Below are 24,098 nucleotides of genomic sequence, written 5' to 3'. Positions count from 1 at the left end.
TTACTTATAGATAGAATTAAGTTCGTTCATATATTCATAAGCTGTCAAATCAAATTTCACAGGTACAATACTAATATAGCCATTAGCCAAAGCCGTTTCGTCTGCATCTTCGGACTCATCCATATTATTGAAATAACCCGTCAACCAGTAATATTTTCTTCCGTGTGGATTGGTTCTTTCGTCAAAACTTTCTTCCCATTTGGCGTTAGCTTGTTTGCAGACTTTGACGCCTTTGATTTTTTCTTTGTTTAATTTCGGAATATTAACATTCAAAACAACTCCTTTAGGCATTGGATTTCTCAGAGTTTTCAGAATAATATCTTTGATAAAAACTTCAGCTTGGTCAAAATCTGCTTCCCATTTCAAATCGGACAGAGAAAAACCAATTGCTTGCAACCCTTCTACTCCAGCTTCCACAGCCGCAGACATTGTTCCGGAATAGATAACATTAATGGAAGAATTTGCACCGTGATTGATTCCCGAAACAACCAAATCTGGTTTTCTTGGAAGAATTTTATCTAAAGCCATTTTAACACAGTCCACAGGCGTTCCAGAGCAAGAGAAATCTTTCTGAGGTCCATCAAGATTCAGTTCTTCAAAGCTAAGAGTTGAGTTGATGGTGATAGCGTGGCCTTTTCCACTTTGAGGAGAATTAGGAGCTACAACAATTACATCTCCTATTTCGTTGACTATGCTAATTAATTTTCTGATGCCCGGCGCAGTAATTCCGTCGTCATTGGTTACCAGTATCAATGGTTTACTCATAAATTTTTCTTTATTTTTTTTCGCTTTTTGCGATATTTTCATAATTCTTTCAAAAATAACCAATTTATAATACTTTAATTAAAATAAGGTGTTAAATTTGGTTTCGTTTTTGAATATCTTCGTAACATTCAAAACGAAAAAAATACTAATCCAAGTACAGATTTAAAAATATATGTTCAAAAAAATCAAGTTCAAGAAACTACTGATGTTTGCGCCATTAATGACGCTGATGTTCTGTTTCAACTCTCCTCAAAATGATGATGAAAAAATGCAAACCATTATGGTAAGCGTAAAAAACACTCTTTCTTATCTTCATTATAGTCCCAAACCAATCAATGATGCTTATTCTCAAGATGTTTATGATAAGTATTTTGAAAGCGTAGATGCTTCTAAAAGATACTTTCTGCAGTCTGATATGGATGAGTTCAAAAAGCATTACACAAAGCTGGATGATTACCTTAACCAAGGAAATCTTGTTTTCTACAAATTGACTATCGACAGACTTTATCAGCGTGTAGATGAGATTGATAAAATGACTCAGGATATACTTTCCAAACCAATTAATTTGGATGAAAATGATGAATTAATACTTGAGCCAAAGAAAAGAGTTAACCCTCTTGACGCGAAACAGCAGCGTGAAGAATGGAAAAAGTACATCAAGTACAATATCCTTCAGGAAATTGAAACGCTGAACAGCAAGGAAGAGGCTCAGAAAAAGAAGAAAGACTCTGTCGTGAACAACAAACTTCCGGATACAATAAAATATGCGCCAACAACAGCGGAACAGAAGCGTGTCAAAGCCACTTCAGAAGTAAAAGACTTGATTACGGACTCATTCAGAAGATTCAAAAAGAGAAAGAAAATGGACTGGTTCACAGTTTATATGAATGCTTATACCGAAGTTTTTGACCCACATACCAATTATTTCTCTCCGAAAAACAAAGAGGAATTTGATATGCAATTCGTTGGAAAAGTGATTGGCATAGGGGCTTTGATTCAGGAAAAGAAAGGTTATTTATATCTTGGTGAATTGACAATTGGTGCACCAGCTTGGAAATCAAAACAATTAACTGCGGGCGACAAAATCCTAAAAGTAAAATCCAAACCAAACGAAGAACCTGTGAACGTTGTCGGAATGTTGTCTGACGAGGCTGTTAGATTGATTCGTGGGGAAAAAGGAACACCCGTAACTTTGACCGTTGAGAAAAAAGACAAGACCATCAAAGAGGTAACAATGATTCGTGAGGAAGTGGCTATAGAAGACACTTTTGCAAGAAGTATTGTTGTTAATTCTAAAAATGGTAAGAAATACGGATTCATTTACCTTCCAAGTTTCAACGTCGATTTTGAAGATCCAAAAGGTAGAAATGCTTCTGACGATATCAAAGCAGAATTAATCAAACTTAAGAAAGAAAATGTAGAAGGAATCATCCTTGACCTTAGAAGCAATGGTGGAGGTTCTTTGACCGAAGTTGGCGACATTATGGGATTATTTATGAATGCTGGTCCTTATGTCCAAGTAAAAGACAGCCGAGGAAAAATCCAAGTTCTAAGTAATAAATCGAATGACCCAATCTGGACTGGTCCATTGGTAGTGATGCAAAACGAATTATCGGCTTCCGCTTCAGAAATCCTTGCGGGAGCGTTTCAAGATTATGGAAGAGCGGCTGTGATTGGTTCGCCAAGTTCTTTCGGAAAAGGAACGGTTCAGACTTTTGTGGAATTGAATAGATTCCTGAACACGAATGACGATTTTGGAGCTTTAAAACTGACGATCCAAAAATTCTATAGAGTTTCTGGAGAATCAACTCAGAGAAAAGGTGTAGAAGCTGACCTTAAAATGAAAGATTTCTTTTCTTACGCAGAAGTTGGAGAACGTTTTGACCAATTCGCTTTGCCTTGGGACAAAATCGAAACTACGTCTTATAAAAAATTGACTGGACTTAATGTTCCTCAATTACAAGCAGAATTAGATAAGCAATTACTTAATAACAACAACTACAAAATGTTACAGGAATCTGCAGAATGGAAAGAAGCGCTTGACAAAGAAGAAACAATCACTTTGAATCAAACCAAATTCAATGAACTGATGAAAACGCGTAAAGCTCAAATCGACAAGTTCAAAGGTTTGGATAAATTCAATAACGGTTTGAAATTTACCCTTCACACAGACGAAGCGGAAAGAATCAAAAAAGACGAAGCATTTGCTAAAAAAACAGAAAACTGGAGAAAAAATCTTGAAAGAGATTTCTATCTGGAAGAAACGGTAGATGTACTTTCGAAAATTAAATAACAAAAAAGGAACTCAAAATTGAGTTCCTTTTTCTTTTTCATTAATATCTAAGTTTATTTCAAACTCTCAAAACTACGCTTGATAAAATCTGTCAGCTCTTTTCCTTTCAAAAGATTCTGAGATAATTTTGCCAAATCCAAAGCTTGATTAATCATCGCTTTTTTCTCTTCAGCATTATCTTTTTTCAGTAATTCTCCTGCGAAATCAGAATTAGAATTCACCACCAAATTATACATCTCTGGGAAACCGCCCATTGCGAACATTCCGCCACCGCCAGTGGCCTGCATATCTTTCATTCTTCTGAAAAATTCTGGCTGAGTCAAAGTAAATGGCGCATCTGTAGAATCCAAATCTTCTAATTGAACAGTGAACTTCGTGTCATTGATTGATTCTTCGATTTCCTTTTTTAGAGTTTCTTTATCCGAATCATTTAGTTTAGCAATAACTGGCTCATCTTTTTTGATGAGATTATTAATGTGGTCAGCATCAACTCTCGCAAAAGAAACGTTTTCTTTAGATGCTTCCAATTTCTGGATTAGATGCGGAACAATCGGAGAATCCAACAATAGAACTTCATAACCTTTTTCTTTCGCAGACGCGATATAGCTGTGTTGTTCATCAGCATTATTAGCATATAGAATAACTGTTTTTCCATCTTTATCAGTCTGAGTTGGTTTGATTTTATCAATCAGTTCATTCCAAAGATAATAGTTGTTATCAGTGGTTGGATACAGTGCAAACTTGTCAGATTTTTCATAGAATTTATCTTCCGAAATCATTCCGTATTCAATAACGATTTTGATGTCATTCCATTTTTTATTGTAATCTTCTCGATTTTCATTAATCAAAGAAACCATTTTGTCCGCCACTTTTTTCGTGATGTAAGAAGAGATTTTCTTCACTGCACCATCAGCCTGAAGATAAGAACGAGAAACGTTCAACGGAATATCCGGCGAATCAATCACACCTCTTAGCAACATCAAGAAATCCGGAACAATTCCTTTAACCTCATCCGTTACAAATACTTGATTTTGATACAACTGGATTTTATCTTTCTCAATATTCAGGTTATTTCCTAATTTCGGAAAGAACAAAATTCCAGTCAAGTTGAATGGATAATCCACATTTAAGTGGATGTGAAACAATGGATCTTCAAACTGCATCGGATACAATTCTCTGTAGAAATTGTTGTAATCTTCATCTTTCAATTCAGATGGTGATTTTGTCCAAGCTGGATTGGTATTATTGATGATATTATCAACCTCAACTGTTTCAGCTTTCGCATCTTCGGCAGAACCTTCCGGTAAAGGCAAAGTCTCAGTTTTCGTCCCGAATTTAATCGGAATTTGATTGAACTTATTATATTTTGTCAAAAGTTCACGAATTTTAGATTCCTCCAAAAACTCCGTAGAATCTTCCGCAATATGTAGCACTATTTCCGTTCCTCTGTCAGATTTTTCCGTTTCCTCAAGTGTATATTCTGGACTTCCGTCGCAAATCCAACGAACTGCTTTTGCATCTTCTATGTAAGATTTAGTCAAGATTTCCACTTTCTCCGCCACCATAAACGCCGAATAAAATCCAAGACCAAAATGTCCGATGATTCCAGCATCTTTCGCAGAATCCTTATATTTTTCTAGGAATTCTTCAGCGCCAGAAAAAGCCACTTGATTGATATATTTTTCAACTTCCTCACCCGTCATCCCGATTCCTTGGTCTTTGATAGTCAGCGTTTTCGCGTCTTTATCAATCTTCACTTCAATCATCGGATTACCGTATTCAACTTTCGCCTCGCCAATTGTTGTCAGGTGTTTCAGCTTCGTTGTCGCATCCGTCGCGTTAGAAATCAACTCACGCAGAAAAATCTCGTGGTCGCTGTAAAGAAACTTTTTAATCAGCGGAAAAATATTCTCCACCGATACATTAATACTTCCTGTTGCCATATTTATATTATTTTTTGTTTTAAATTTCTGAAAGTCAAATCTCAAAAAAAAGACCATCCAAAAATTAATGACAAATTGTCGCTTGACAGAAACCACAAAAGTTTTCACAAGAAAAACTATAATAAAATTTGACGAAGTCAAATCTTTGTGTCTTAAGAAACAATTCAACTTTAAAATTTCAGTGCCTTTGTGTAAAAAATATTTCATTTTAATTCTTTGATGAGTTTTACGCCTTTGCGAGCCTTAAAAACATTTAGTATGACAAAAAATCTTTGCGAACTTTGCGTTTAAAACCATTAGACGAAAACTTTTGTGCCTTTTGTGGTTCACCACATTTTCAAAATTTATTACATTTACTTTCACAAGATAAAAGGAAAAATGCGCCACAAAATAAAAAACCAAAACCCTGATTTTCAAAACATTGACTTCGATTCAAATTCAGAAAATTACATTTTTGAAAAAGACGGTTTGGAACTGAAATCGAAATACACAGCAGAAGACGTCAAAAACAAAAGCATTTTGAAAGGTTCTGCAGGAATTGCACCTTTTCTTCGAGGCCCTTATTCCACGATGTACGTTCAGAAACCTTGGACCATCCGTCAATATGCAGGATTTTCAACAGCAGAAGAATCAAATGCATTTTACAGACGAAACCTTCAAGCCGGACAAAAAGGACTTTCCGTAGCTTTCGATTTGGCAACACACCGAGGTTACGATTCTGACCACGCAAGAGTCGTTGGCGATGTTGGAAAAGCAGGCGTTGCGATTGATTCTGTTGAGGATATGAAAATCCTTTTCGATCAGATTCCTTTGGACGAAATCTCAGTTTCGATGACGATGAATGGCGCAGTTTTACCGATTTTATCTTTCTATATTGTCGCTGCAGAAGAGCAAGGTGTTTCTCAGGATAAACTGTCAGGAACTATTCAGAATGATATTCTGAAAGAATTTATGGTTCGGAATACTTACATCTATCCGCCAACCCCTTCAATGAAAATCATTGCAGACATTTTCGAATATACCTCTAAAAATATCCCGAAATTCAACTCGATTTCAATTTCCGGTTATCATATGCAGGAAGCTGGCGCAACGCCGGTTTTGGAAATGGCTTATACACTTGCTGACGGTTTAGAATATGTAAGAACTGGAATAAAAGCTGGAATGAACATCGATGATTTCGCTCCGAGATTATCCTTTTTCTGGGCCATCGGAATGAATCACTTTATGGAAATCGCAAAAATGCGTGCTGCACGTTATATTTGGGCAAATCTTTTGACACAATTCAATCCTAAGAATCAAAAATCATTAACTCTCAGAACACACTCGCAGACTTCCGGCTGGAGTCTGACGGAACAAGAACCTTTCAATAATATTACAAGAACTGCTATTGAAGCGTTGTCTTCTGCATTAGGTGGAACTCAGTCTTTGCACACCAATGCTTTGGATGAAGCGATTGCTTTGCCAACAGATTATTCTGCAAAAATTGCCAGAAATACCCAAATCATTCTTCAACAAGAAAGCGGAATTTGTGATGTGGTCGATCCAATGGGCGGAAGTCACTTAGTCGAATCATTAACTCAACAAATGATTGACGAAGCGATGAAATACATCGATGAAGTAGAAAAAGAAGGAGGTATGACAAAAGCTATCGAAGCCGGAATCCCGAAAATGAGAATCGAGGAAGCCGCGGCAAGAAAACAAGCAAAAATCGATAGTGGAGAAGAGTTCATCATCGGTGTTAATTCCTTCAAATCCAATCTAAAACAAACCGACATCGACATTCTCGACATCGACAATACAGAAGTCCGTAGAAAACAAATCGAAAGATTAGACTCGATTAAATCAAATCGTAATGCAGAATCTGTCGAAGAAATTTTAAATAAAATCCGAGAAACCGCCAAAACCGGCAACGGAAATCTTCTTGAACTTTGCATAGAAGCAGCAAGAAGAAGAGTAACTTTGGGAGAAATGAGCGATGCGATGGAAGAAAGTTTCGGACGTTACAAAGCCAATATCAGAACCATATCAGGAGTTTACGCTATGAATGCAGGAAAAAACGAATATTTCGAAAAAGCAGTTTCCCTAAGTCAGAAATTTGAAGATGCGGAAGGAAGGCGACCAAGAATTATGGTGGCGAAAATGGGACAAGACGGTCACGACCGTGGTGCAAAAGTTGTTGCGACTGCTTTCGCCGATATGGGATTCGATGTTGATGTTGCGCCATTGTTCCAAACTCCGGAAGAGGTGGCGAAACAAGCTGTAGAGAATGACATTCATATTTTAGGGGTTTCCAGTTTGGCTGCGGGTCACAAAACACTCGTTCCACAAGTTGTTGAAGAACTGAAAAAATTGGGCGCAGACGACATAACAATTGTCGTTGGCGGTGTTATTCCACAACAGGACTATAAATTCTTGTATGCTAATGGCGCCGATTTTATTTTCGGTCCTGGAACCAATTTGCCAAAATGTGCTGTGGAGATTTTAGAGAAATTTTTAGCCTAAAATATTAGAAAATTAATACAAGAAAAAGGAAACCAATTAATGATTTCCTTTTGTTTTAATTGTCAATATTATTTCTTAGCATTAACCGTGACGTAAGCCAAAACCCAATTAGTTTGATCCGCATTCAGTTTTGCTTTTGGGGCCATTCTTGCGATGATTTTGCTCCACTGTTCTGCGGTGTGGTCAGAAGCTTCCGGAAGACCGTGGCATTTGCCGCAATTTTCATCAAATACGGTTTTACCTTTAGTTACATACTCTTCGCTAGTGTTGATAGAAGCTGTGGAAGTTGCAACGGTCTTTGTTGTACACGAGTAGATAATTGCGCCTACAAAACACAAGGCATATATCGTTTTTTTCATATTTTTGGATTTTATTCTTATCAAAAATAGAAAATATAAGACTCCGAAAATTACCTAAAGCCTAATTTGTAACAATTCCAAATTCCCAATGAGCAGAACAATCAGTTTACAAGATTACATCTCCGGAATCAAATCTTCTGACAAAAGGATTTTGGGAAAAGCCATTACACTTATCGAAAGCAAAAAGCCTGAACATCGAGAAATTGCGGATCAATTATTAAAAGAAATTCTACCTTTCACGGGAAAATCTGTTCGGATTGGAATTACCGGAGTTCCTGGCGCCGGAAAATCGACATTTATTGAAAGCTTTGGAAAATACGCTATTGAACAAGGAAAAAAAGTCGCTGTTTTGGCAATCGACCCAAGTTCCTCAATCAACAAAGGAAGTATTCTTGGCGATAAAACACGGATGGAAGAATTGGCAAAAGACCCAAATGCGTTTATTCGCCCAAGTCCAAGTTCTGGATTTCTTGGTGGCATTGCGAATACAACTTTCGAAAGTCTTTTGATTTGTGAAGCCGCTGGTTTTGATTATATTTTGATAGAAACCGTTGGTGTTGGGCAAAGTGAAACTTTAGTCAATGATATCACGGACGTTTTTCTTTTTCTAAAAGTCATCGGAACTGGTGACGAATTGCAAGGAATCAAGCGTGGAATAATGGAAATGGCAGATTTAATTTTCATTAATAAAGTCAATTCCGAGAATCTTTCTAAAGCTAAAATGACAAAAACCGAATTGACAAGAGCATTGCAATTCATCACTCCGAAAGAAAAAAATTGGAAAATTCCTGTGATTCTTGGCTCAGCTTTGGAAAAATCTGGATTGGACGACATTTTTAATAAAATCGAGGATTATATTTCGTTGAAAATTAAGAATGGAACTTTCCTCGAAACCAGAAAAAATCAAGCTCAAAAACGATTTGAATTTTGGGTACGAGAATATATTCTTGAGAAAGCTAAAAATGACCATCTTTTGGAAAACTCATTCCAGGAACATAAAAAAAATGCTGCAGAACTGTTGTCTAATCCAAGTTCTGAAGCCAATGATTTTGTTAAAAAATTATTTGAGAATTAATTATTTCGTTGCTGAAATAGTTCCGTCAAAGCTGATTGGTTGTCTATTATTAGACCTTACGGATAAGAATCCGCTTCCGTTTTTGAAAATCTCAAGATTAAAAATATAGTTTTCCTTCGTATCTCTTGGTGTGATAATCAACAATGTATTTCCTTTTTTAGTAGCAGATTGTTTTACCGTAAATTCTTTGGATTCGAATTTTATTCCGCCATTGTTTGCATCTCCAGGAGTCGCAGTAAAAGCTCTTCCAAAATAAGGTAGATAAACACTGAACAAATCTTTTTTTAGATTAAAACCATAACCTGGATCAAGGTTCAGAATTCGGGTTCCTGGTGATCCTGGCATCGAGTTCATCACATTCAACACATCATAATTCGTTGGAAATGCCTTCGTTGCATTGAAATCAAATTCTTTATTTTCTATAGCAGAATTCAATGTTACAGGATCAAGATATATTTGACTTCCGCAACCAATTGTCATCAGCGCAAAACTTATCATTAATATAAAAGTTCTCATATTCATTATTTTAGAAAGATTAATCATCAAAAATCGTACAATCTTTAGATGACGGAATAAACAAAAAGGTTAATGGCTGCGCTCTAATTCTTTTTTGCAATCTGAGAATATTCTGAGGATTTTACCTTCCTCATTTTCCCAGCAAAGTTCGTCCGCAGCTACATTTAGATTGTGAAGATATGCAGCTTTTCCTTTTTCCAGAACAATTTTTAATTTTTCTGCAAGATGTTCAGGAGAATGATTTTCGATAATTTCTCCAACACCAAAAGTATTCACGATATTCTTCATTTCCGGAAAATCGGATACAACAACAGGCACTCGGGATTGGATATAATCTGAGATTTTGTTGGGTAAAGAATAGTAATAACTCAGTCCATTATTTTCTTCAATACTGATACCAACATCTGCTTTTGGTGTCAATTTCCGAAGGTCATCTGGTGATAATTTCCCAAGAAATTGGACTTTATCCAAAACATTAGCCTGAATAGCAATTTGTTTAAATTCATTTTCCATTGGTCCTCCGCCTGCAATCCAAAGTTCCGCATTTTCAATCGATTGCATTGCAAGAATGGCTTTATCTATCCCTCTAGAGTAATTCAACCAGCCTTGATAAAGAATAACTTTTGTTGAATTTTCAGCTGTCCCTTTAAATTCAATTTTCCTCGGAAGATTATTAACAACAACTGGTTTATTAATTTTATATTCTTTTGCAAACCAATTAGCATAAGAGTCACTTGCTGCTATCATTTTTTTAATCTTTGGAACAAAAGTGCTTTCGATTTTTTTCCACACATTTTTTATCCAACGACCTTGGAGTGATGGCATTTCTGTGAAAATCTCGTGGCTGTCAAAAATTATTGGAATTCCTAATTTTTTAGAAAGCAGATAATTTGGCATTATCGTTTCCAAATCATTGGCTAATAAAATGGTCTTATTGTCAGCATGTTTTTTGATTTCTTTATAGAGTTTTTGCTGAAATTCTATATAGGCAAACCTCAACTTTTTGGACTTCAAATTAATCCTGAAAAAAGGATAAGGTCTTTGCATTTCGGGTGTACCCATCCAGTTATTGCCAATTAAAACAGGTTGGTAACCATTATCATAAAGTGTTTTACAGACTTTTTCTACACGCTGGTCTGTGTAAAGGTTATTAAAAACACTTACAATGACTTTCATACTAGTCTTTTTTTAAGATATAATAAATTTGGACAAAGGCAAGAATGCCATTGGGAATAATCACAGGCCAAAGCATTCCGCTAAAAATACCATAAATCACAAAGCATATACATCCTAACAAATTAATCGTTCTGATGGCAGTAATATTCTTTAACAGAAAGCCTCCAACTATAAAAGCAGAAGCCAAATATCCAACATATTCTGACCAGTTTTCCATTGATTAAATTTTAATTATCACAAACCTAATCAATTTTACAATGATAAAAAAATCAGGTCATAAAGTCCATTTTTTTCTAATGGCAATCTATTTGCAACCAAATATTTAAATTTTACAATTATTTATTGTAGGATTGATTATAAAAAACATAACTTAGTGTATAATTTTAATTATGGATTATAAATTTTCAGACGGTTTGAACCGCGTGTTCAAGCAAAGCAAAAATGAAGCAAGGCGTTTGCAGAGTGAGTTTCTGAATACTGAACATTTCCTTTTAGGAATTATCAAAACTGAAAATTCTGCGAAAGAGATTCTTGAGAGTCTTAGCGCAGATCTCACTCAGATAAAACGAAAAATAGAAACCCTAAGTGCTGTGAACAGTAACCCTTTCACTGCAAATATGGGAAGTATTTCTTTTACAAAAATGGCCGACCAAGCTGTGAAAAGGTCAGAATTAGAATGTCGTCAATATCAATCTGCAGATATCAATACTGTACATCTTTTGTTAGGAATCTTGTATAAACAGGAAGATCCAACATCCAGTATTCTTCAGGCTTACGATATCGATTATGATGCCGTTCAAAAAGCATATAGAACGATGTTGAAAAATACCGACCAATTGCCACAAAACAGCGCTTACGATGATGACGATGAGAAGGATGAGCCTTACAACCAAATGAAGAAACCTTCTGGGAATCTTGGTGCGCAGAAAAGCAAGACTCCTACTTTGGACAACTTTGGTCGTGATTTGACAGCGCTTGCAAGAGACGGAAAATTAGATCCAGTTATCGGTCGTGAAAAAGAAATTGAAAGAGTTTCTCAGATTCTATCAAGAAGAAAGAAAAACAATCCACTTTTGATTGGTGAACCTGGAGTTGGTAAATCTGCGATTGCAGAAGGTTTAGCTTTGAGGATCCAGCAGAAGAAAGTTTCCAGAGTTCTTTATGGTAAAAGAGTGATTACACTTGACCTTGCAAGTTTGGTTGCAGGAACCAAATATCGTGGACAATTTGAAGAGCGAATGAAAGCGATAATGACGGAATTGGAAAAAAACAGAGATGTCATTCTTTTCATTGATGAGTTACATACAATTGTAGGTGCTGGAAGTTCTACAGGAAGTTTAGACGCTTCTAATATGTTTAAACCTGCCTTGGCACGAGGAGAGATCCAATGCATTGGGGCTACAACTTTGGACGAATATCGACAGTACATCGAGAAAGATGGAGCTTTGGAACGTCGTTTCCAAAAAGTAATGGTTGAACCGACTTCTATTGAAGAAACGATTCAAATCCTGAATCAGATTAAAGACAAATACGAAGATCATCATAACGTTGTTTATACAGACGAGGCTATTGCGGCATGCGTTAATCTCACATCAAGATATATCACAGACCGATTCCTGCCGGATAAAGCGATTGATGCGATGGACGAGGCTGGGTCTAGAGTTTACATCAAAAATATGAAAGTTCCTACCGAAATCATCGACCACGAATCTCGTATCGAAGAAGTGAAGGAATTGAAACAAAAAGCAGTGAAAGCTCAGGATTATCTTGAGGCAAGAAAGCTGAAAGACGAAGAAGAAAGACTTCAAATCGAATTGAATCTCGCTCAAGAACAATGGGATAAAGATGTAAAAGAGAAAAAAGAAGAAGTTTCTGAAGAAAACGTTGCGGAAGTTGTTTCTATGATGAGCGGCGTTCCAGTAACAAAAGTTGGTAAAAATGAGTTGGATAAACTGGCTCAGATGGATGATAAGCTGAACGGAAAAGTTATCGGTCAAGAAGACGCTGTGAAAAAAGTAGTGAAAGCTATCCAAAGAAACAGAGCTGGATTGAAAGACCCGAACAGACCTATCGGAACGTTCATTTTCCTCGGAACAACAGGGGTTGGTAAAACCGAATTGGCCAAAGTAATGGCTCGTGAATTATTTGATTCCGATGAAGCTTTGGTAAGAATCGATATGAGTGAGTATATGGAGAAATTTGCGGTTTCCAGATTAGTTGGAGCGCCTCCAGGATACGTTGGTTATGAAGAAGGCGGACAATTAACAGAAGCTGTTAGAAGAAAACCTTACGCAGTTGTACTTTTAGACGAGATTGAAAAAGCACATCCAGATGTTTTCAATATCTTATTGCAAATCCTGGACGAAGGTTTTGTAACCGATTCACTTGGAAGAAAAATTGATTTCAGAAATACAATTATCATTCTGACTTCAAATATTGGAACAAGAGATATCAAAGATTTCGGTGATGGCGTTGGATTCGGGACTAATGCGAAGAAAACCAATTCTGATGCAAGAGCTAGGTCAACTATCGAAAGTGCTTTGAAAAAAGCATTCGCACCAGAATTCCTTAACAGAATTGATGACATTGTTATCTTCAACTCTCTTGAGCAAAAAGATATCAAGAAAATCATCGACCTCGAGCTTGGAAAACTTTACAGCAGACTTGAAAAATTAGGCTATAAAGTTGAATTGACTGAGGAAGCCAAAGATTTCATCTCAGAAAAAGGTTGGGACAAAGATTTTGGAGCAAGACCACTTAAACGTGCTATCCAAAAATACATCGAAGACCTTTTAGCAGAAATGCTTGTGAATAAGCAATTCAGTGAAGGAGAAACCGTGATTCTGAAAGTCAATGAAGCTAAAGACGGACTGGAAGGCGAGACGCAGAAAGCGAAAGGCACAAAAGAAAGTATCAAAGAATAAATTAAAATAAGTTGACCACCTGAACATTTTAGGTGGTCATTTTTTTATGCTATCATTAATGCTGAATCCATAATCCATAGACTACCAATTAAAAAACTTAGTTGGCATTACGAAAGAAGACTTCATTTACTACTGCAGATGCTCTTATTCCAGATTAAACACAGAATAATGAAAATAAGGGAGCGTTTTATTTTTTTATAATCCCACTACAAAACCGACACTAGGCACGAATCCGCTGCTGAAAATACTTTTATTCTCTTTCCAAAGCACATTGTACATAACACCAAATTGTGCAAAAGCATTATTTCCTAAACTCTGTATGTAACCACCACCAAGATAAAGAGCAGTTTCATCTGTACGGAATTTATAATTATTATATTTCTCCGTTGAGTTAATGAAATATTGCTGAAGATTAGCACCAACGAAAAACGATCGAACAAAATAATAATTCGCGAAAGGACCAACACCAAACATTGTTGATTTGTAATAATCCGAAGTTTGCCAAGAGACGTTTCCGATAATTCCACCTTCTAATTGGTCTGTGATTTTATAACCAACTCTCGGTGAAACCTGAAAATTGAAATAAGAATTACTCCCAAATCCTACACCTAAACCACCTCCAAAAGTCCAACGATTATTTTGAGTTCCAGAACTCATTGCAATTTGAGGGAATGACCAAAAGCTAATCAGCATCAAGAATAAAGTGAAATTTTTTTTCATAATATTTGAGTTTTAATGTTATCAATTGAATTTGGAAAACCGAATCTCTTGCAACCCGACTTGAACGAAGCTCATTTTTTGCGACTGGAAAAGCGATGGCAAAAAAAATAGCGGGAGTGGAAGGCGGAATAGTTGCCCAAGTAAAAATTAATTATAACTTATTTCACAATATCGATTTTCTCAATGTCTAAAATTATGGTTTTTTGGCGAATATTTTAATCGTATTTTTGCAGCATCAAACTAAGAACTCCCGTCAAGAGTTTCGTAAAATTGAAATTAAATGAAAATAGTAGTTGGCCTTTCCGGAGGCGTAGATTCTAGCGTGACCGCTTATCTTTTGCAACAGCAAGGTCACGAGGTTATCGGACTTTTTATGCGCAACTGGAATGATGCGTCGGTAACTTTGGAGGACGAGTGTCCTTGGATAGAAGACAGTAATGATGCGCTTCTCGTCGCACAAAAATTAGGAATTCCGTTTCAGGTGATTGATATGAGTGAACTCTACAAAGAAAGAATTGTAGATTATATGTTCGATGAGTATCAGAAAGGAAGAACACCAAATCCAGATGTACTTTGTAACCGCGAAGTAAAATTCGATGTGTTTATGAAAACGGCTTTATCGCTTGGTGCTGATAAAGTTGCGACTGGCCATTATGCGCGAGTTCATTCGACAGTTGATGAAAAAGGGAAAGAAGTTTTTCATCTTTTGGCTGGAAAAGATAACAACAAAGACCAAAGTTATTTCCTTTGTCAGTTGAGTCAAGATCAGTTATCAAAAGCCTTATTTCCAATTGGAGAATTAACAAAACCTGAAGTTCGTGAAATTGCAAAAGAACAAGGGTTGGTAACGGCAGATAAGAAAGATTCGCAAGGCCTTTGTTTCATTGGGAAAGTGAGTTTACCGACATTTCTTCAGCAACAGTTGGTTCCGAAAGAAGGTGAAATTGTAGAAATCTTTAATGATTTTGCTGAATATCATAAACCTCAACCCAGCTTCAATTCAAAACAGGAAGAATTGGAATATATATCGGCGAAAATCAATTATAAAAAAGAAGATGGAAAAGTGATTGGCAAGCATCAAGGTGCGCAATTTTTTACCATCGGACAAAGTAAAGGTTTAGGAATCGGTGGACATAAAGAGAGTTGTTTTATCATCTCCAGAGAAATGGAAAACAATATTATTTTTGTTGGTGAAGGAAGAAATTTCCCTGGTCTTTTCAGAAAAGCTTTGAAAATTGATAATTCTGAAGTTCATTGGGTTCGTGAGGATTTGAAATTGAAAAACGGAGAATCTATGGATGTTATGGCAAGAATCCGCTATCGACAAACTTTGGAAAAAGCAACGATTTATCAATTCGAAGAAGGCTTTTTTATGGAATTTGAAAACCCACAATCGGCAATTGCTGAAGGACAATTTGCTGCTTGGTATATCGATGATGAATTGATTGGAAGTGGGGTTATCAGCTAGATTAAAAACGTGTTTAAATATAAAACCATTCAAAATTTTGAATGGTTTTTTTATTCGAATTTCTCAAATAAAAGCGTTCATCTATACATTTGATTTCTTCGTCGGTAAATAACACTCATTCTTCTATAAGTCCCTAGAAATGGCGCTTTCAGGCATCAATATTGAATCTAAATAAACAAGAACGCTAATTAATATTAACATTAAAATTTTAGAAATTATGAAAAAGTTAGTTTTAGCAGCAAGTTTATTTATCGCATTCGCTGCTAGTGCACAAAAAAGAGAAAACGGAATGAGAAACGTAAAAGTTGAAACTCATCAATATCAAAAAGATTTTGCGGGAATCCGTTTAACTCCAGCTCAGCAAAAGAAAATTGATAACCTTTCAAGAGAAAGACTGAGCCAGAGAGAATATGACGCCAGAATCAGAAAAATATTGAACAAGCAACAATATGAGAATTATATGGCTTATCAGCACAAAGACTGGAAAAAAGACAGAGATGTTGCAATGAATGGTCCAAGAAGATAAACACAATCAATCATATTTTTCACAAGCTCCCGAATTATTTTGGGAGTTTTGTTTTAATTTCCAGCCAGCCAATCTTTAAAATCCTTCACTCTTTCTCTGCTTACCGAGATTTCTTCATTGGGTTGGAAGTCCAAATCGACTTTGTAATTCGGAGATGTGTGGATGTTTTTGATGTAATCTGAACTGATGATGAATTGTCTATTTACGCGGAAAAATTTCGTGTCGTCCAAAACATTTTCCAATTCGTCTAATGTGAAATCTGTTGGGAAATTTCGTTCTTTGGTTTGGAGGTAAACGATTTTGTTTTCGCTGTAGAAACAACTTATTTCATTAATCGAAACGACTTTCAAATTATACCCGATTTTGACTAAAATTCTAGAAAGTGTCGATTTCTCTTTCCGAATGATTTGTCTGATTTCCTGCGAATTAACCAACCCTTCTTCTGGTAAAAACGATTTGAATTTTTCAATGGCTTTAGCCAAATCTTCTTCTTCAATCGGTTTCAGAAGATAATCAATGCTATTAAGCTTGAAAGCCTTCAAAGTATATTGATCAAAAGCCGTCGTATAAATGATAAAAGCTTTGGTTGAGACTTTATCAAAAATATCAAACGATAATCCGTCGCCTAAAACAATATCCGAAAAAATCAGTTGTGGATGTTCATTTTCCTGAAACCAATCCACTGCTTCTTCCACAGAATGAAGACTCGCAACTAACTCTAAATCAGAAAATAAGCCTAATAATTTTTCAAGCCTTCTGACTGCTGGTTTTTCGTCTTCGATGATTATCGTTCTTATCATTTTTAGTTAGCTTTTTATTAATTCGAAATTATGGAAAATATTATTTTTCTTTATTCATTAATTCTCTAATTTTTCTCTCTTCCCAGTTTCTTCCCAAAACAAATTGCGGAATAAAAACACTCATTCCGTGAGCTACCAGACCAATTCCCCAAAAAAACAAAGTGATGAAATTCTTATATTGAAAATAACTTTCACCAGGTTTCAAATCCTGAATATTGATAAATACAATAAACAGATTGACAAGAATATAAATCGTTAAATGTGAATAAAAACCTTTGAGTTTTTTTACTCTTTTCTTAGCTTCAAGATATTTGATATCGTCTTGTTTATTAATAATTTCCATTGTTTTGTTTTTTTATTTCTTTGTTAATCATATCACTTTCCCAGTCGGAATTGAAGAAAAATAATTTGGCTCCTTTGACGGCCAGAATCAATCCCCAAATGATGAAAATCCAAGAAACCTGCATCTCTCCAAGATTTTGTGGAAAACCATTTTTGAAGAATTTAATTCCATAAACAACTGCAAACACAATTGCAAAAACTAAGATTCCCGAATAGAATTTTTTTATTTTCCGAACTCTTTCCACTGCCATTACGTAACGTGGATTTTCTTTATTTATATTTTCCATTGTGCGTGATTTTTAAAATTATTTCTGATTATTCATTATTTCACGAATCTTCTTCTCTTCCCAGTTTTTACCTATTGCGAAAACATTCATCCCGTGAGCTGCCAATCCAATTCCCCAGCCTAACATTGGCCAATAAAACCATCTCTGTTCAGGAGAAGTCAATAGATTGATGATAACCAAAAAAGGAATAACGATGCAGTAAGAAATCAAATTTCCGTAGAATCCTTTCAATTCTTTTACTCTTTTTACGGCTTTCTCGTAAGCTAGATTTTCTGTGGTTTCTGATGTATAAGTGGTCATTTCTTGAGATTTTTTTTCTGTTAATATTGGAATTTTTACTTTAAAATTGTGTTCTGATTTTTCTATAAAAACGTTTTCTTTGGTAAGCAAAGCATAACGTTGGACGATATTTGCCAAACCGATTCCGGCACTTTCCGTCAGTTGTTCCCGGACTTGAAGATTGTTCTCGATGCAAAGAAATCTTCCTTCTGTAAAGATTCTGATATTCAAAGGTTTGTTGGATGTTGCAAAATTATGTTTGATGCAATTTTCTAACAATAATTGTAATGAAAGTGGAACTACCAGTTTTTGTAAATCATCATTATTAACATTAAAAGTGAAATTTACACTGTCTTCAAATCTGGTTTTCAGAAGGTTGCAATAGATTTTAGCAAATTCTATCTCATCCTCCACTTTTACCATTTCTTTGTCTTTCTGTTCCAAAACGTAACGGTAAATCTTTGACATCGATGTTGTGAATTTCTGTGCCTGTTCTGGATTTTCATCAATCAAAGCTGTTAAAACATTCAGAGAATTAAAAAGAAAATGTGGGTCTAATTGATTCTTCAAAGATTCGAATTGAGCATTGGCAGATCTTGCTATTAACTTTTGCTCTACAACTTCTTTCTTGGTATTCTTTTTCAGTTCCTCCATAAAACCTTTGGCGTGAAGGAATGCCGAAATCATCAATGCAAAATTGACCATAAACCAATTGGTAAAATTATACTTTCCAGAAAAAAACTGTTCTGTAGTTGCCACTTTTTGGATGATAACATAGTTCAAATAATTACAAGCATAAACGACTACGAAATTGACAATAATGGTAGCGATGATTCCAAGAATTGTTCTCAGCCTCGTTTGGTCTGCCCAAGACAGTTTTTTATTAAGAAAATCATTCAAATAACCATTGCTCAAGCCTAATCCGAATGCATAAATCGCCGAAATAAGCAAGTTATAACCAAAGCTTTCCAAGGTTTTTTCATCTGAAAAAAAAGTGAAGAAAAAAATGGCTGAGCCAAGTGTGATCCACGAGATTGTTATTAATGGTTTCTTATTCATTTTTTAATTTGTTGGTTCAAAATTATTTCAATATCAGAAGTTAAGCAATTAATATTGACCGAACTGTAGAAAAAACCGACCGAATTGTAAAAATTGCCATTTTGTAGAAACCAAAAAGGGAACGCTATTTGCTTTTGAGAACGGAAATTAATATTGGTATGAAGAGAAATATCGAAATAATATTTGCAGGATTATTTGGTACAGCCGCGGTCCTGAGTGCAATTGCAGTAAGGAAATATTTAAAAAACAAAATTTATAACAGTGATTATTCTGACCATCATTTGCTTTTTGGTTCGCCAAAAAAATATTATGCTTCTCCAAATGATGGTATAGAACTGGACGCATTCCTTTAAACACACACTATTTAATTATACAAAATTTCCGGTTCTTTATGAGCCGGATTTTTTTGTGGAAAACTTTCCAGAATTTTAAGATATTTTTCATTTTCCAAGTGATAATTTTGAAACAACAATTCCAATCATTTTATCGCAAAGGCGGAAAGTTTATTTCGTTATTAACTTGTGTAAGACGCAAAACTTTGCGATTTAAAATAGATTTATTAATCACTTTTCTTTGTTCCTTTGCGTTAGTTTTCATCAATTTATGTCAGATTTAATTCCAAAAGGTCAAGGGGCACAACGTAATGTCATCAACCGCTTCGACAGATATACTTTCGAACCGGAAGACTATGAATTGGACAAAATCAAGACTCAGGTTACCGAAGTTTTTCCGAAGACAATTATCAATGTTGTGAAAAGTCCAGATCTGGCAATGGATTATTCGATGAATCCATATCAAGGTTGCGAACACGGCTGTTCTTACTGTTTTGCAAGACCGACTCACGAATTTTGGGGTTATAGCGCCGGAATCGATTTTGAAAGAAAATTGATGGTTAAGAAAAATGCACCGGAACTCTTGGAAAAAACTTTTCAGAAGAAATCTTACGTTCCAAAACCGATAATGCTTTCTGGAAATACCGATTGTTATCAACCCATTGAAAGACAATTTGAAATCACCAGAAAATTGCTACAAGTTTGTTTGGATTACAGACATCCTGTTTCTATCATTACCAAAAACGCTTTGATACTGAGAGACTTGGATATTCTTGAAAAAATGGCAGAGAAAAATCTGATTTTTGTCAATATGAGTATCCCAACTTTGAATGAAGATTTGAGAAGAGTAATGGAACCAAGAACTTCCACCGCAAAAAACAAATTGAAAGCGATTGAAGTTTTATCCGAGATAAATATTCCTGTGAATGTGATGATTGCGCCAGTAATTCCGGCTTTGACAAGTGACGAAAGTTTATCAATTATGAAATCTGTTTCCGAAGCTGGCGCAAGAAGCTGTGGTTATACTTTGGTTAGGCTGAATGATACTGTTGAACCTGTTTTTGTCCAATGGCTGGAAGCGCATTTCCCCGACAGAAAAGATAAAGTTCTGAATCTAATCCGCTCAATGCGAGGCGGAAATCTTGGTGAGAAACGATTTTACGAAAGGTATAAAGGTGAAGGAAACATTGCAGAAATGATTCATAAAACCTTTGAAATCGGAAAGAAGAAATTTTTTAATAATCAGGAAAGAGCAGTTTTGACAACTGAGCATTTTACAGGAAGCAGAACGCAACAATTGCGATTGTTTTAGAAAGAATTCAATTGCTTTTGATTAAATTTGCAAACTGATTTATTTCTCAGTAATTTTCCCAAATGAAGCAATATTCCGCAAAACGCAGCATCCAAATTCTCGCACATATTCTTGAACAATACGGCATCGATAAAATCATCATTTCTCCAGGTTCCAGAAACGCACCTTTGGCAATTCATTTTTCTGAGATTGATGCGTTCCAATGTTACAGTATTGTGGATGAAAGAGCGGCTGCATTTGTAGGTTTGGGAATTTCAAAATCGATTAAAAAACCTGTAGCGATTACTTGTACAAGTGGTTCTGCAGCTACCAATTATTATCCGGCTATTGTGGAAGCATTTTATCAGAATGTGCCGCTTTTGGTTCTGACAGCAGACAGACCGGTGGATTTTGTGGATTTATTCGACGGACAAACCATTCGTCAGAAAAATATTTTCCAGCAGCATTCTTACGGCGATTTCGAATTGTTGGAAGATGAAAAAGATGGCGCTGATGAATATAATTTCGAAACCATCAAAAAAGCGGTTGAGCTGTGCATCGAAAAAAGCGGTCCTGTTCACATCAATATTCCTTTGACAGAACCTCTTTACAATTTGTTGGAAGAATTGCCTGTAATGCCTGCGGTTGAGAAAACTATTCAGAAAAAGAATTACGAATTACCTTCCAATCTTGTTGCAGATTGGCATACTTCCAAAAGAATTATGATTTTGGCTGGAACATTGCCTCCCAATCCGGAATTGGAAGCTCAACTCTCACAATTGGTTAAAAATCACACGGTTGTTGTTTTAACAGAAATGAATTCCAATCTTCAGCACGATAAATTTTTCGCTCATATCGACCGATATATCACCGATTTTTCTGAGGAAGATTATCATACTTATGCACCAGATTTATTGATTACAATCGGACAAAATGTGGTTTCCAAAAGGGTGAAACAATTCCTGAGAAAAGCAAAACCAAAACAGCATTGGCATATCGATGAATATTGGCAGCCAGATACTTATTATGTTTTGAGTCAGAAGATTGAAACAAAACCAGAAGTTTTCTTTTCCAAATTATTGAAATCTATCAATCTGGAACCAAGAGCTTATTTCAATCTTTGGGATGTTCTAAAAGATAAAAAAGACGCCAAGCACGAAGAATATCTTAACAAAGCACCTTTTTCGGATTTCTATCTTTTCAATCAATTATCGAATCAAATTCCGGAAAATTACCGAGTACATTTTTCCAATTCTTCGGCAATTCGATATGCACAATTATTTGAATATCAAAAATATGACGTGTATTGCAACCGTGGAACCAGCGGAATCGACGGTTGTACTTCTACCGCAATGGGATTTGCAATGATGGAAGATGAACCCACGATTTTGATTACCGGCGATTTGTCGTTTTTCTATGACATCAACGGACTTTGGAATCAGTATATTCCACCTTACACGAGAATTGTGATTTTCAATAATGGTGAGGGAAACATTTTCAAAATCATTCCTGGACCAAGTGGAACCAACGCTTTGGACGAGTTCATTGCAACCCAACATCACAGAAACGCGGAATTGTTAGCAAAGAATTTCGGATTCGATTATACACGAGTTGAAGACGAGATTTCTCTTGACCGCATTTTACCTAACTTTTTCAAACCAAATGCTAAACCGAAAATCTTGGAAGTAATGACTTCGGAATGTAATAATGCGGATATTTTGAAACAGTATTTTGAAGCGTTAAAGTAATTTATTCAATCTGTTCTCGCAGATTAAGATAATTGTGCAGATTTTTTTAGTTTAAAATCAGCGTTATTTGCAGAATCAGCGATAGTCCAAAAAACTTTGATAAACTTAAAACTCCAAATCCGATTCTTCTTTCGGCAAATTGATAATTTTTTCAATTGGATAAATGAACATATCATCGAAGTCATTCAAAGCATTGATAAGCTGAAAATGTGAGAATTCTTTGATATTATCTAAAGTGATTTCTATTTCTTTGATTTCTTTTGATTGTAAAAGATTCTGTCTCATTACACCATTCAGAAGATGGCTTTTCGGCGTAAACCAAATTTTATCTTTCAAGAACAAAAGATTGGAATATGAAGTGTCTGTAATATGATTATTTTTCACAATAATGACTTCGTCGGCGTAACTTTTATCTTTCAATTTTTGTAGTTGAGTTCTATCAGCAGACTTAAAAATATAATCGATTTCATTATCAATAACCAATTCAAAATCATCTAATTCTGAAATTGCATAAGGGATAATTAGCGTCTTGAAATTATTCTCTAAATCATATTCGATTCGGAATTTGTAAAGTCCATCTTCATCGTGTTCTAGATTGAGAAATAAACTATAAATATCAATTTTACACTCTTTTCCAAAGTGTGAAAAAGTGTCGTTCATTCTTTTTTGATGAAGTTCTTTCAGGAAAATTTTTTGATCTTCAACTTTGATGCTTTCAATAAATCGGGACATAGATTTTGTTTTTCATTTCTTCGTATTCGCTGACAAGGTCACTTTGATGGGTAATTCCACCTCCGCTTTTGAAAAACAGCCTTTCGTTCTCTTTTTCAATAAAACGTATCATCACGCAGGAATCCAGATTTTTACCGTCAAAATAACCTGCAATTCCTGTATAAAACCCTCTCTCATATTGTTCGGCTTTCAAAATGATTTCCAAAGTTTTTGGTTTTGGAGCACCTAAAATAGAACCTGCAGGCAACAATTTTTGAAGAATTGTCCCGATTTTATTTTGATATTCTGGTTTGATTTCTCCCTCGATTTCGGAACTCATCGCCAAGAGATTTTTCTGCTTGGTTTTGATATAATCGATTCTTTGAAATTCTTTAACCTGAACGTTATCCGCAACCATACTCAAATCGTTTCTCAATAAATCCACTACCGTGTAGTGTTCCGCTTTTTCTTTCGGGTCATTTTTAAGAATATTTTCTGCATCCTCGATTTCTGCATCGATTGTTCCTTTCATCGGATGTGTAAAAATCTTGTTATCAACAATTTCTACAAAAGTTTCCGGTGAGAAAAATACGAATTCATCTTTAAACAGAACTTTATATTTTGCCTTTGAAAATTTGAAAATATCTTCTAAACTTAAGCTGGTTTCAATTTCAGTTTTAGTAGTATAATTCGTTAAATAAGAATTTCCTTTTCTTAGATTTTCCTGAACTATTTCGAATCCTTTTTGATATTTTTCTAAGGTTTCAGGAAATGATTTCCATTCAAAATTTGTAATATCTTCGTGTTGATAATTGATGTTTGTAATATTCGGGAAATCAATCAAAAAAGTATTATTTTGAATTTCAATTTCAGTAAAAATTTTGACTTCATCCATCAAGAAATTAATCAAGAAAAAAAAAGGTTCTTTTCTCTCAGACAACTCGTCCATTTTCTGAAACTCGGGATTCTCAAACATAAAAAC

The 24,098-nt window shown here is 35.3% G+C and carries 22 protein-coding genes; 9 read left to right on the top strand and 13 right to left on the bottom strand.

Annotated elements, in window-relative coordinates; translation table 11 throughout:
- Window positions 1–765: a 5'/3'-nucleotidase SurE gene (surE, locus tag V7P73_RS02395; RefSeq protein ID WP_333851164.1), complete on the bottom strand. Its 765-nt coding sequence runs from the start codon at window positions 763–765 to the stop codon at window positions 1–3.
- Between the two features lie 172 nt (window positions 766–937).
- On the opposite strand from surE, the gene V7P73_RS02390 reads away from it, so the two are divergent.
- Window positions 938–3,058, top strand: a complete 2,121-nt coding sequence (locus V7P73_RS02390) for a carboxy terminal-processing peptidase (RefSeq protein WP_333851162.1) — start codon at window positions 938–940, stop codon at window positions 3,056–3,058.
- Window positions 3,059–3,111: 53 nt separating this feature from the next.
- Here V7P73_RS02390 and htpG read toward each other — a convergent pair whose 3' ends face one another.
- Window positions 3,112–5,001: a molecular chaperone HtpG gene (htpG, locus tag V7P73_RS02385; protein ID WP_333851160.1), complete on the bottom strand. Its 1,890-nt coding sequence runs from the start codon at window positions 4,999–5,001 to the stop codon at window positions 3,112–3,114.
- A 378-nt stretch (window positions 5,002–5,379) separates the two neighbouring features.
- Between htpG and scpA the strand changes: the two genes are divergently transcribed.
- Complete coding sequence (gene scpA, locus V7P73_RS02380; protein ID WP_333851158.1) at window positions 5,380–7,503, top strand: methylmalonyl-CoA mutase; 2,124 nt, start codon at window positions 5,380–5,382, stop codon at window positions 7,501–7,503.
- Between the two features lie 68 nt (window positions 7,504–7,571).
- Here scpA and V7P73_RS02375 read toward each other — a convergent pair whose 3' ends face one another.
- A complete protein-coding gene (locus V7P73_RS02375) occupies window positions 7,572–7,862 on the bottom strand; it encodes a c-type cytochrome (protein ID WP_333851156.1) in 291 nt (96 codons plus the stop codon).
- Window positions 7,863–7,950: 88 nt separating this feature from the next.
- Between V7P73_RS02375 and meaB the strand changes: the two genes are divergently transcribed.
- Window positions 7,951–8,937, top strand: coding sequence for a methylmalonyl Co-A mutase-associated GTPase MeaB (gene meaB / locus V7P73_RS02370; RefSeq protein ID WP_333851155.1), 987 nt, complete (start codon window positions 7,951–7,953; stop codon window positions 8,935–8,937).
- Here the strand turns inward: meaB and V7P73_RS02365 are convergent, their stop codons facing one another.
- From V7P73_RS02365 to V7P73_RS02355, 3 genes are all read right to left on the bottom strand, one after another.
- Window positions 8,938–9,453 (bottom strand): DUF4251 domain-containing protein, encoded by a 516-nt coding sequence (locus V7P73_RS02365; protein ID WP_333851154.1) that lies wholly within the window; start codon window positions 9,451–9,453, stop codon window positions 8,938–8,940.
- A gap of 69 nt (window positions 9,454–9,522) precedes the next feature.
- Window positions 9,523–10,629, bottom strand: coding sequence for a glycosyltransferase (locus V7P73_RS02360; protein ID WP_333851152.1), 1,107 nt, complete (start codon window positions 10,627–10,629; stop codon window positions 9,523–9,525).
- Between the two features lies 1 nt (window position 10,630).
- Window positions 10,631–10,846, bottom strand: a complete 216-nt coding sequence (locus tag V7P73_RS02355) for a uroporphyrinogen decarboxylase (protein ID WP_074235918.1) — start codon at window positions 10,844–10,846, stop codon at window positions 10,631–10,633.
- Window positions 10,847–11,018: 172 nt separating this feature from the next.
- Here V7P73_RS02355 and V7P73_RS02350 point away from each other — a divergent pair, with 172 nt between their 5' ends.
- The gene (locus V7P73_RS02350; protein WP_333851149.1) at window positions 11,019–13,553 is read left to right on the top strand and encodes an ATP-dependent Clp protease ATP-binding subunit; all 2,535 of its coding nucleotides are present in this window, start codon (window positions 11,019–11,021) and stop codon (window positions 13,551–13,553) included.
- 195 nt (window positions 13,554–13,748) lie between these two features.
- Here V7P73_RS02350 and V7P73_RS02345 read toward each other — a convergent pair whose 3' ends face one another.
- Window positions 13,749–14,273 (bottom strand): hypothetical protein, encoded by a 525-nt coding sequence (locus V7P73_RS02345; RefSeq protein ID WP_333851147.1) that lies wholly within the window; start codon window positions 14,271–14,273, stop codon window positions 13,749–13,751.
- A 280-nt stretch (window positions 14,274–14,553) separates the two neighbouring features.
- Here V7P73_RS02345 and mnmA point away from each other — a divergent pair, with 280 nt between their 5' ends.
- The gene (gene mnmA / locus V7P73_RS02340; protein ID WP_333851145.1) at window positions 14,554–15,741 is read left to right on the top strand and encodes a tRNA 2-thiouridine(34) synthase MnmA; all 1,188 of its coding nucleotides are present in this window, start codon (window positions 14,554–14,556) and stop codon (window positions 15,739–15,741) included.
- A 217-nt stretch (window positions 15,742–15,958) separates the two neighbouring features.
- Complete coding sequence (locus V7P73_RS02335) at window positions 15,959–16,267, top strand: hypothetical protein (protein WP_333851143.1); 309 nt, start codon at window positions 15,959–15,961, stop codon at window positions 16,265–16,267.
- A gap of 53 nt (window positions 16,268–16,320) precedes the next feature.
- On the opposite strand, the gene V7P73_RS02330 is transcribed toward V7P73_RS02335, so the two are convergent.
- Genes V7P73_RS02330 through V7P73_RS02315 form a run of 4 tightly spaced genes read right to left on the bottom strand, consistent with a single transcriptional unit; the run spans window position 16,321 to window position 19,034 of the window.
- Window positions 16,321–17,067 carry a LytR/AlgR family response regulator transcription factor gene (locus V7P73_RS02330; protein WP_333851141.1) on the bottom strand — a complete coding sequence of 249 codons (747 nt, stop codon included), beginning with the start codon at window positions 17,065–17,067 and terminating at the stop codon, window positions 16,321–16,323.
- Between the two features lie 40 nt (window positions 17,068–17,107).
- The gene (locus V7P73_RS02325) at window positions 17,108–17,410 is read right to left on the bottom strand and encodes a 2TM domain-containing protein (protein WP_333851139.1); all 303 of its coding nucleotides are present in this window, start codon (window positions 17,408–17,410) and stop codon (window positions 17,108–17,110) included.
- A complete protein-coding gene (locus tag V7P73_RS02320) occupies window positions 17,397–17,696 on the bottom strand; it encodes a 2TM domain-containing protein (RefSeq protein ID WP_333851137.1) in 300 nt (99 codons plus the stop codon). Before V7P73_RS02320 ends, V7P73_RS02325 begins: the two co-directional genes overlap by 14 nt.
- An 18-nt stretch (window positions 17,697–17,714) precedes the next feature.
- Window positions 17,715–19,034, bottom strand: a complete 1,320-nt coding sequence (locus tag V7P73_RS02315) for a 2TM domain-containing protein (RefSeq protein WP_333851135.1) — start codon at window positions 19,032–19,034, stop codon at window positions 17,715–17,717.
- A 158-nt stretch (window positions 19,035–19,192) separates the two neighbouring features.
- Between V7P73_RS02315 and V7P73_RS02310 the strand changes: the two genes are divergently transcribed.
- From V7P73_RS02310 to menD, 3 genes are all read left to right on the top strand, one after another.
- Window positions 19,193–19,387 carry a hypothetical protein gene (locus tag V7P73_RS02310; protein WP_333851133.1) on the top strand — a complete coding sequence of 65 codons (195 nt, stop codon included), beginning with the start codon at window positions 19,193–19,195 and terminating at the stop codon, window positions 19,385–19,387.
- Window positions 19,388–19,637: 250 nt separating this feature from the next.
- Window positions 19,638–20,678: a PA0069 family radical SAM protein gene (locus tag V7P73_RS02305; protein WP_333851131.1), complete on the top strand. Its 1,041-nt coding sequence runs from the start codon at window positions 19,638–19,640 to the stop codon at window positions 20,676–20,678.
- Between the two features lie 62 nt (window positions 20,679–20,740).
- The gene (gene menD, locus V7P73_RS02300) at window positions 20,741–22,405 is read left to right on the top strand and encodes a 2-succinyl-5-enolpyruvyl-6-hydroxy-3-cyclohexene-1-carboxylic-acid synthase (protein WP_333851130.1); all 1,665 of its coding nucleotides are present in this window, start codon (window positions 20,741–20,743) and stop codon (window positions 22,403–22,405) included.
- A 105-nt stretch (window positions 22,406–22,510) separates the two neighbouring features.
- Here menD and V7P73_RS02295 read toward each other — a convergent pair whose 3' ends face one another.
- Both V7P73_RS02295 and V7P73_RS02290 read right to left on the bottom strand, forming a co-directional pair.
- Window positions 22,511–23,137 carry an aminotransferase class IV gene (locus tag V7P73_RS02295; RefSeq protein WP_333851128.1) on the bottom strand — a complete coding sequence of 209 codons (627 nt, stop codon included), beginning with the start codon at window positions 23,135–23,137 and terminating at the stop codon, window positions 22,511–22,513.
- Window positions 23,121–24,065 (bottom strand): aminodeoxychorismate synthase component I, encoded by a 945-nt coding sequence (locus V7P73_RS02290; RefSeq protein WP_333851126.1) that lies wholly within the window; start codon window positions 24,063–24,065, stop codon window positions 23,121–23,123. Before V7P73_RS02290 ends, V7P73_RS02295 begins: the two co-directional genes overlap by 17 nt.
- Between the last annotated feature and the right edge of the window lie 33 nt (window positions 24,066–24,098).

Source organism: Epilithonimonas sp., assembly GCF_036780765.1.
In the GTDB taxonomy this organism is placed as follows: Bacteria; Bacteroidota; Bacteroidia; order Flavobacteriales; family Weeksellaceae; genus Epilithonimonas.
The sequence above is the reverse complement of the archived record's forward strand: the minus strand, read 5'-3'. Positions and strand labels throughout refer to the sequence as shown.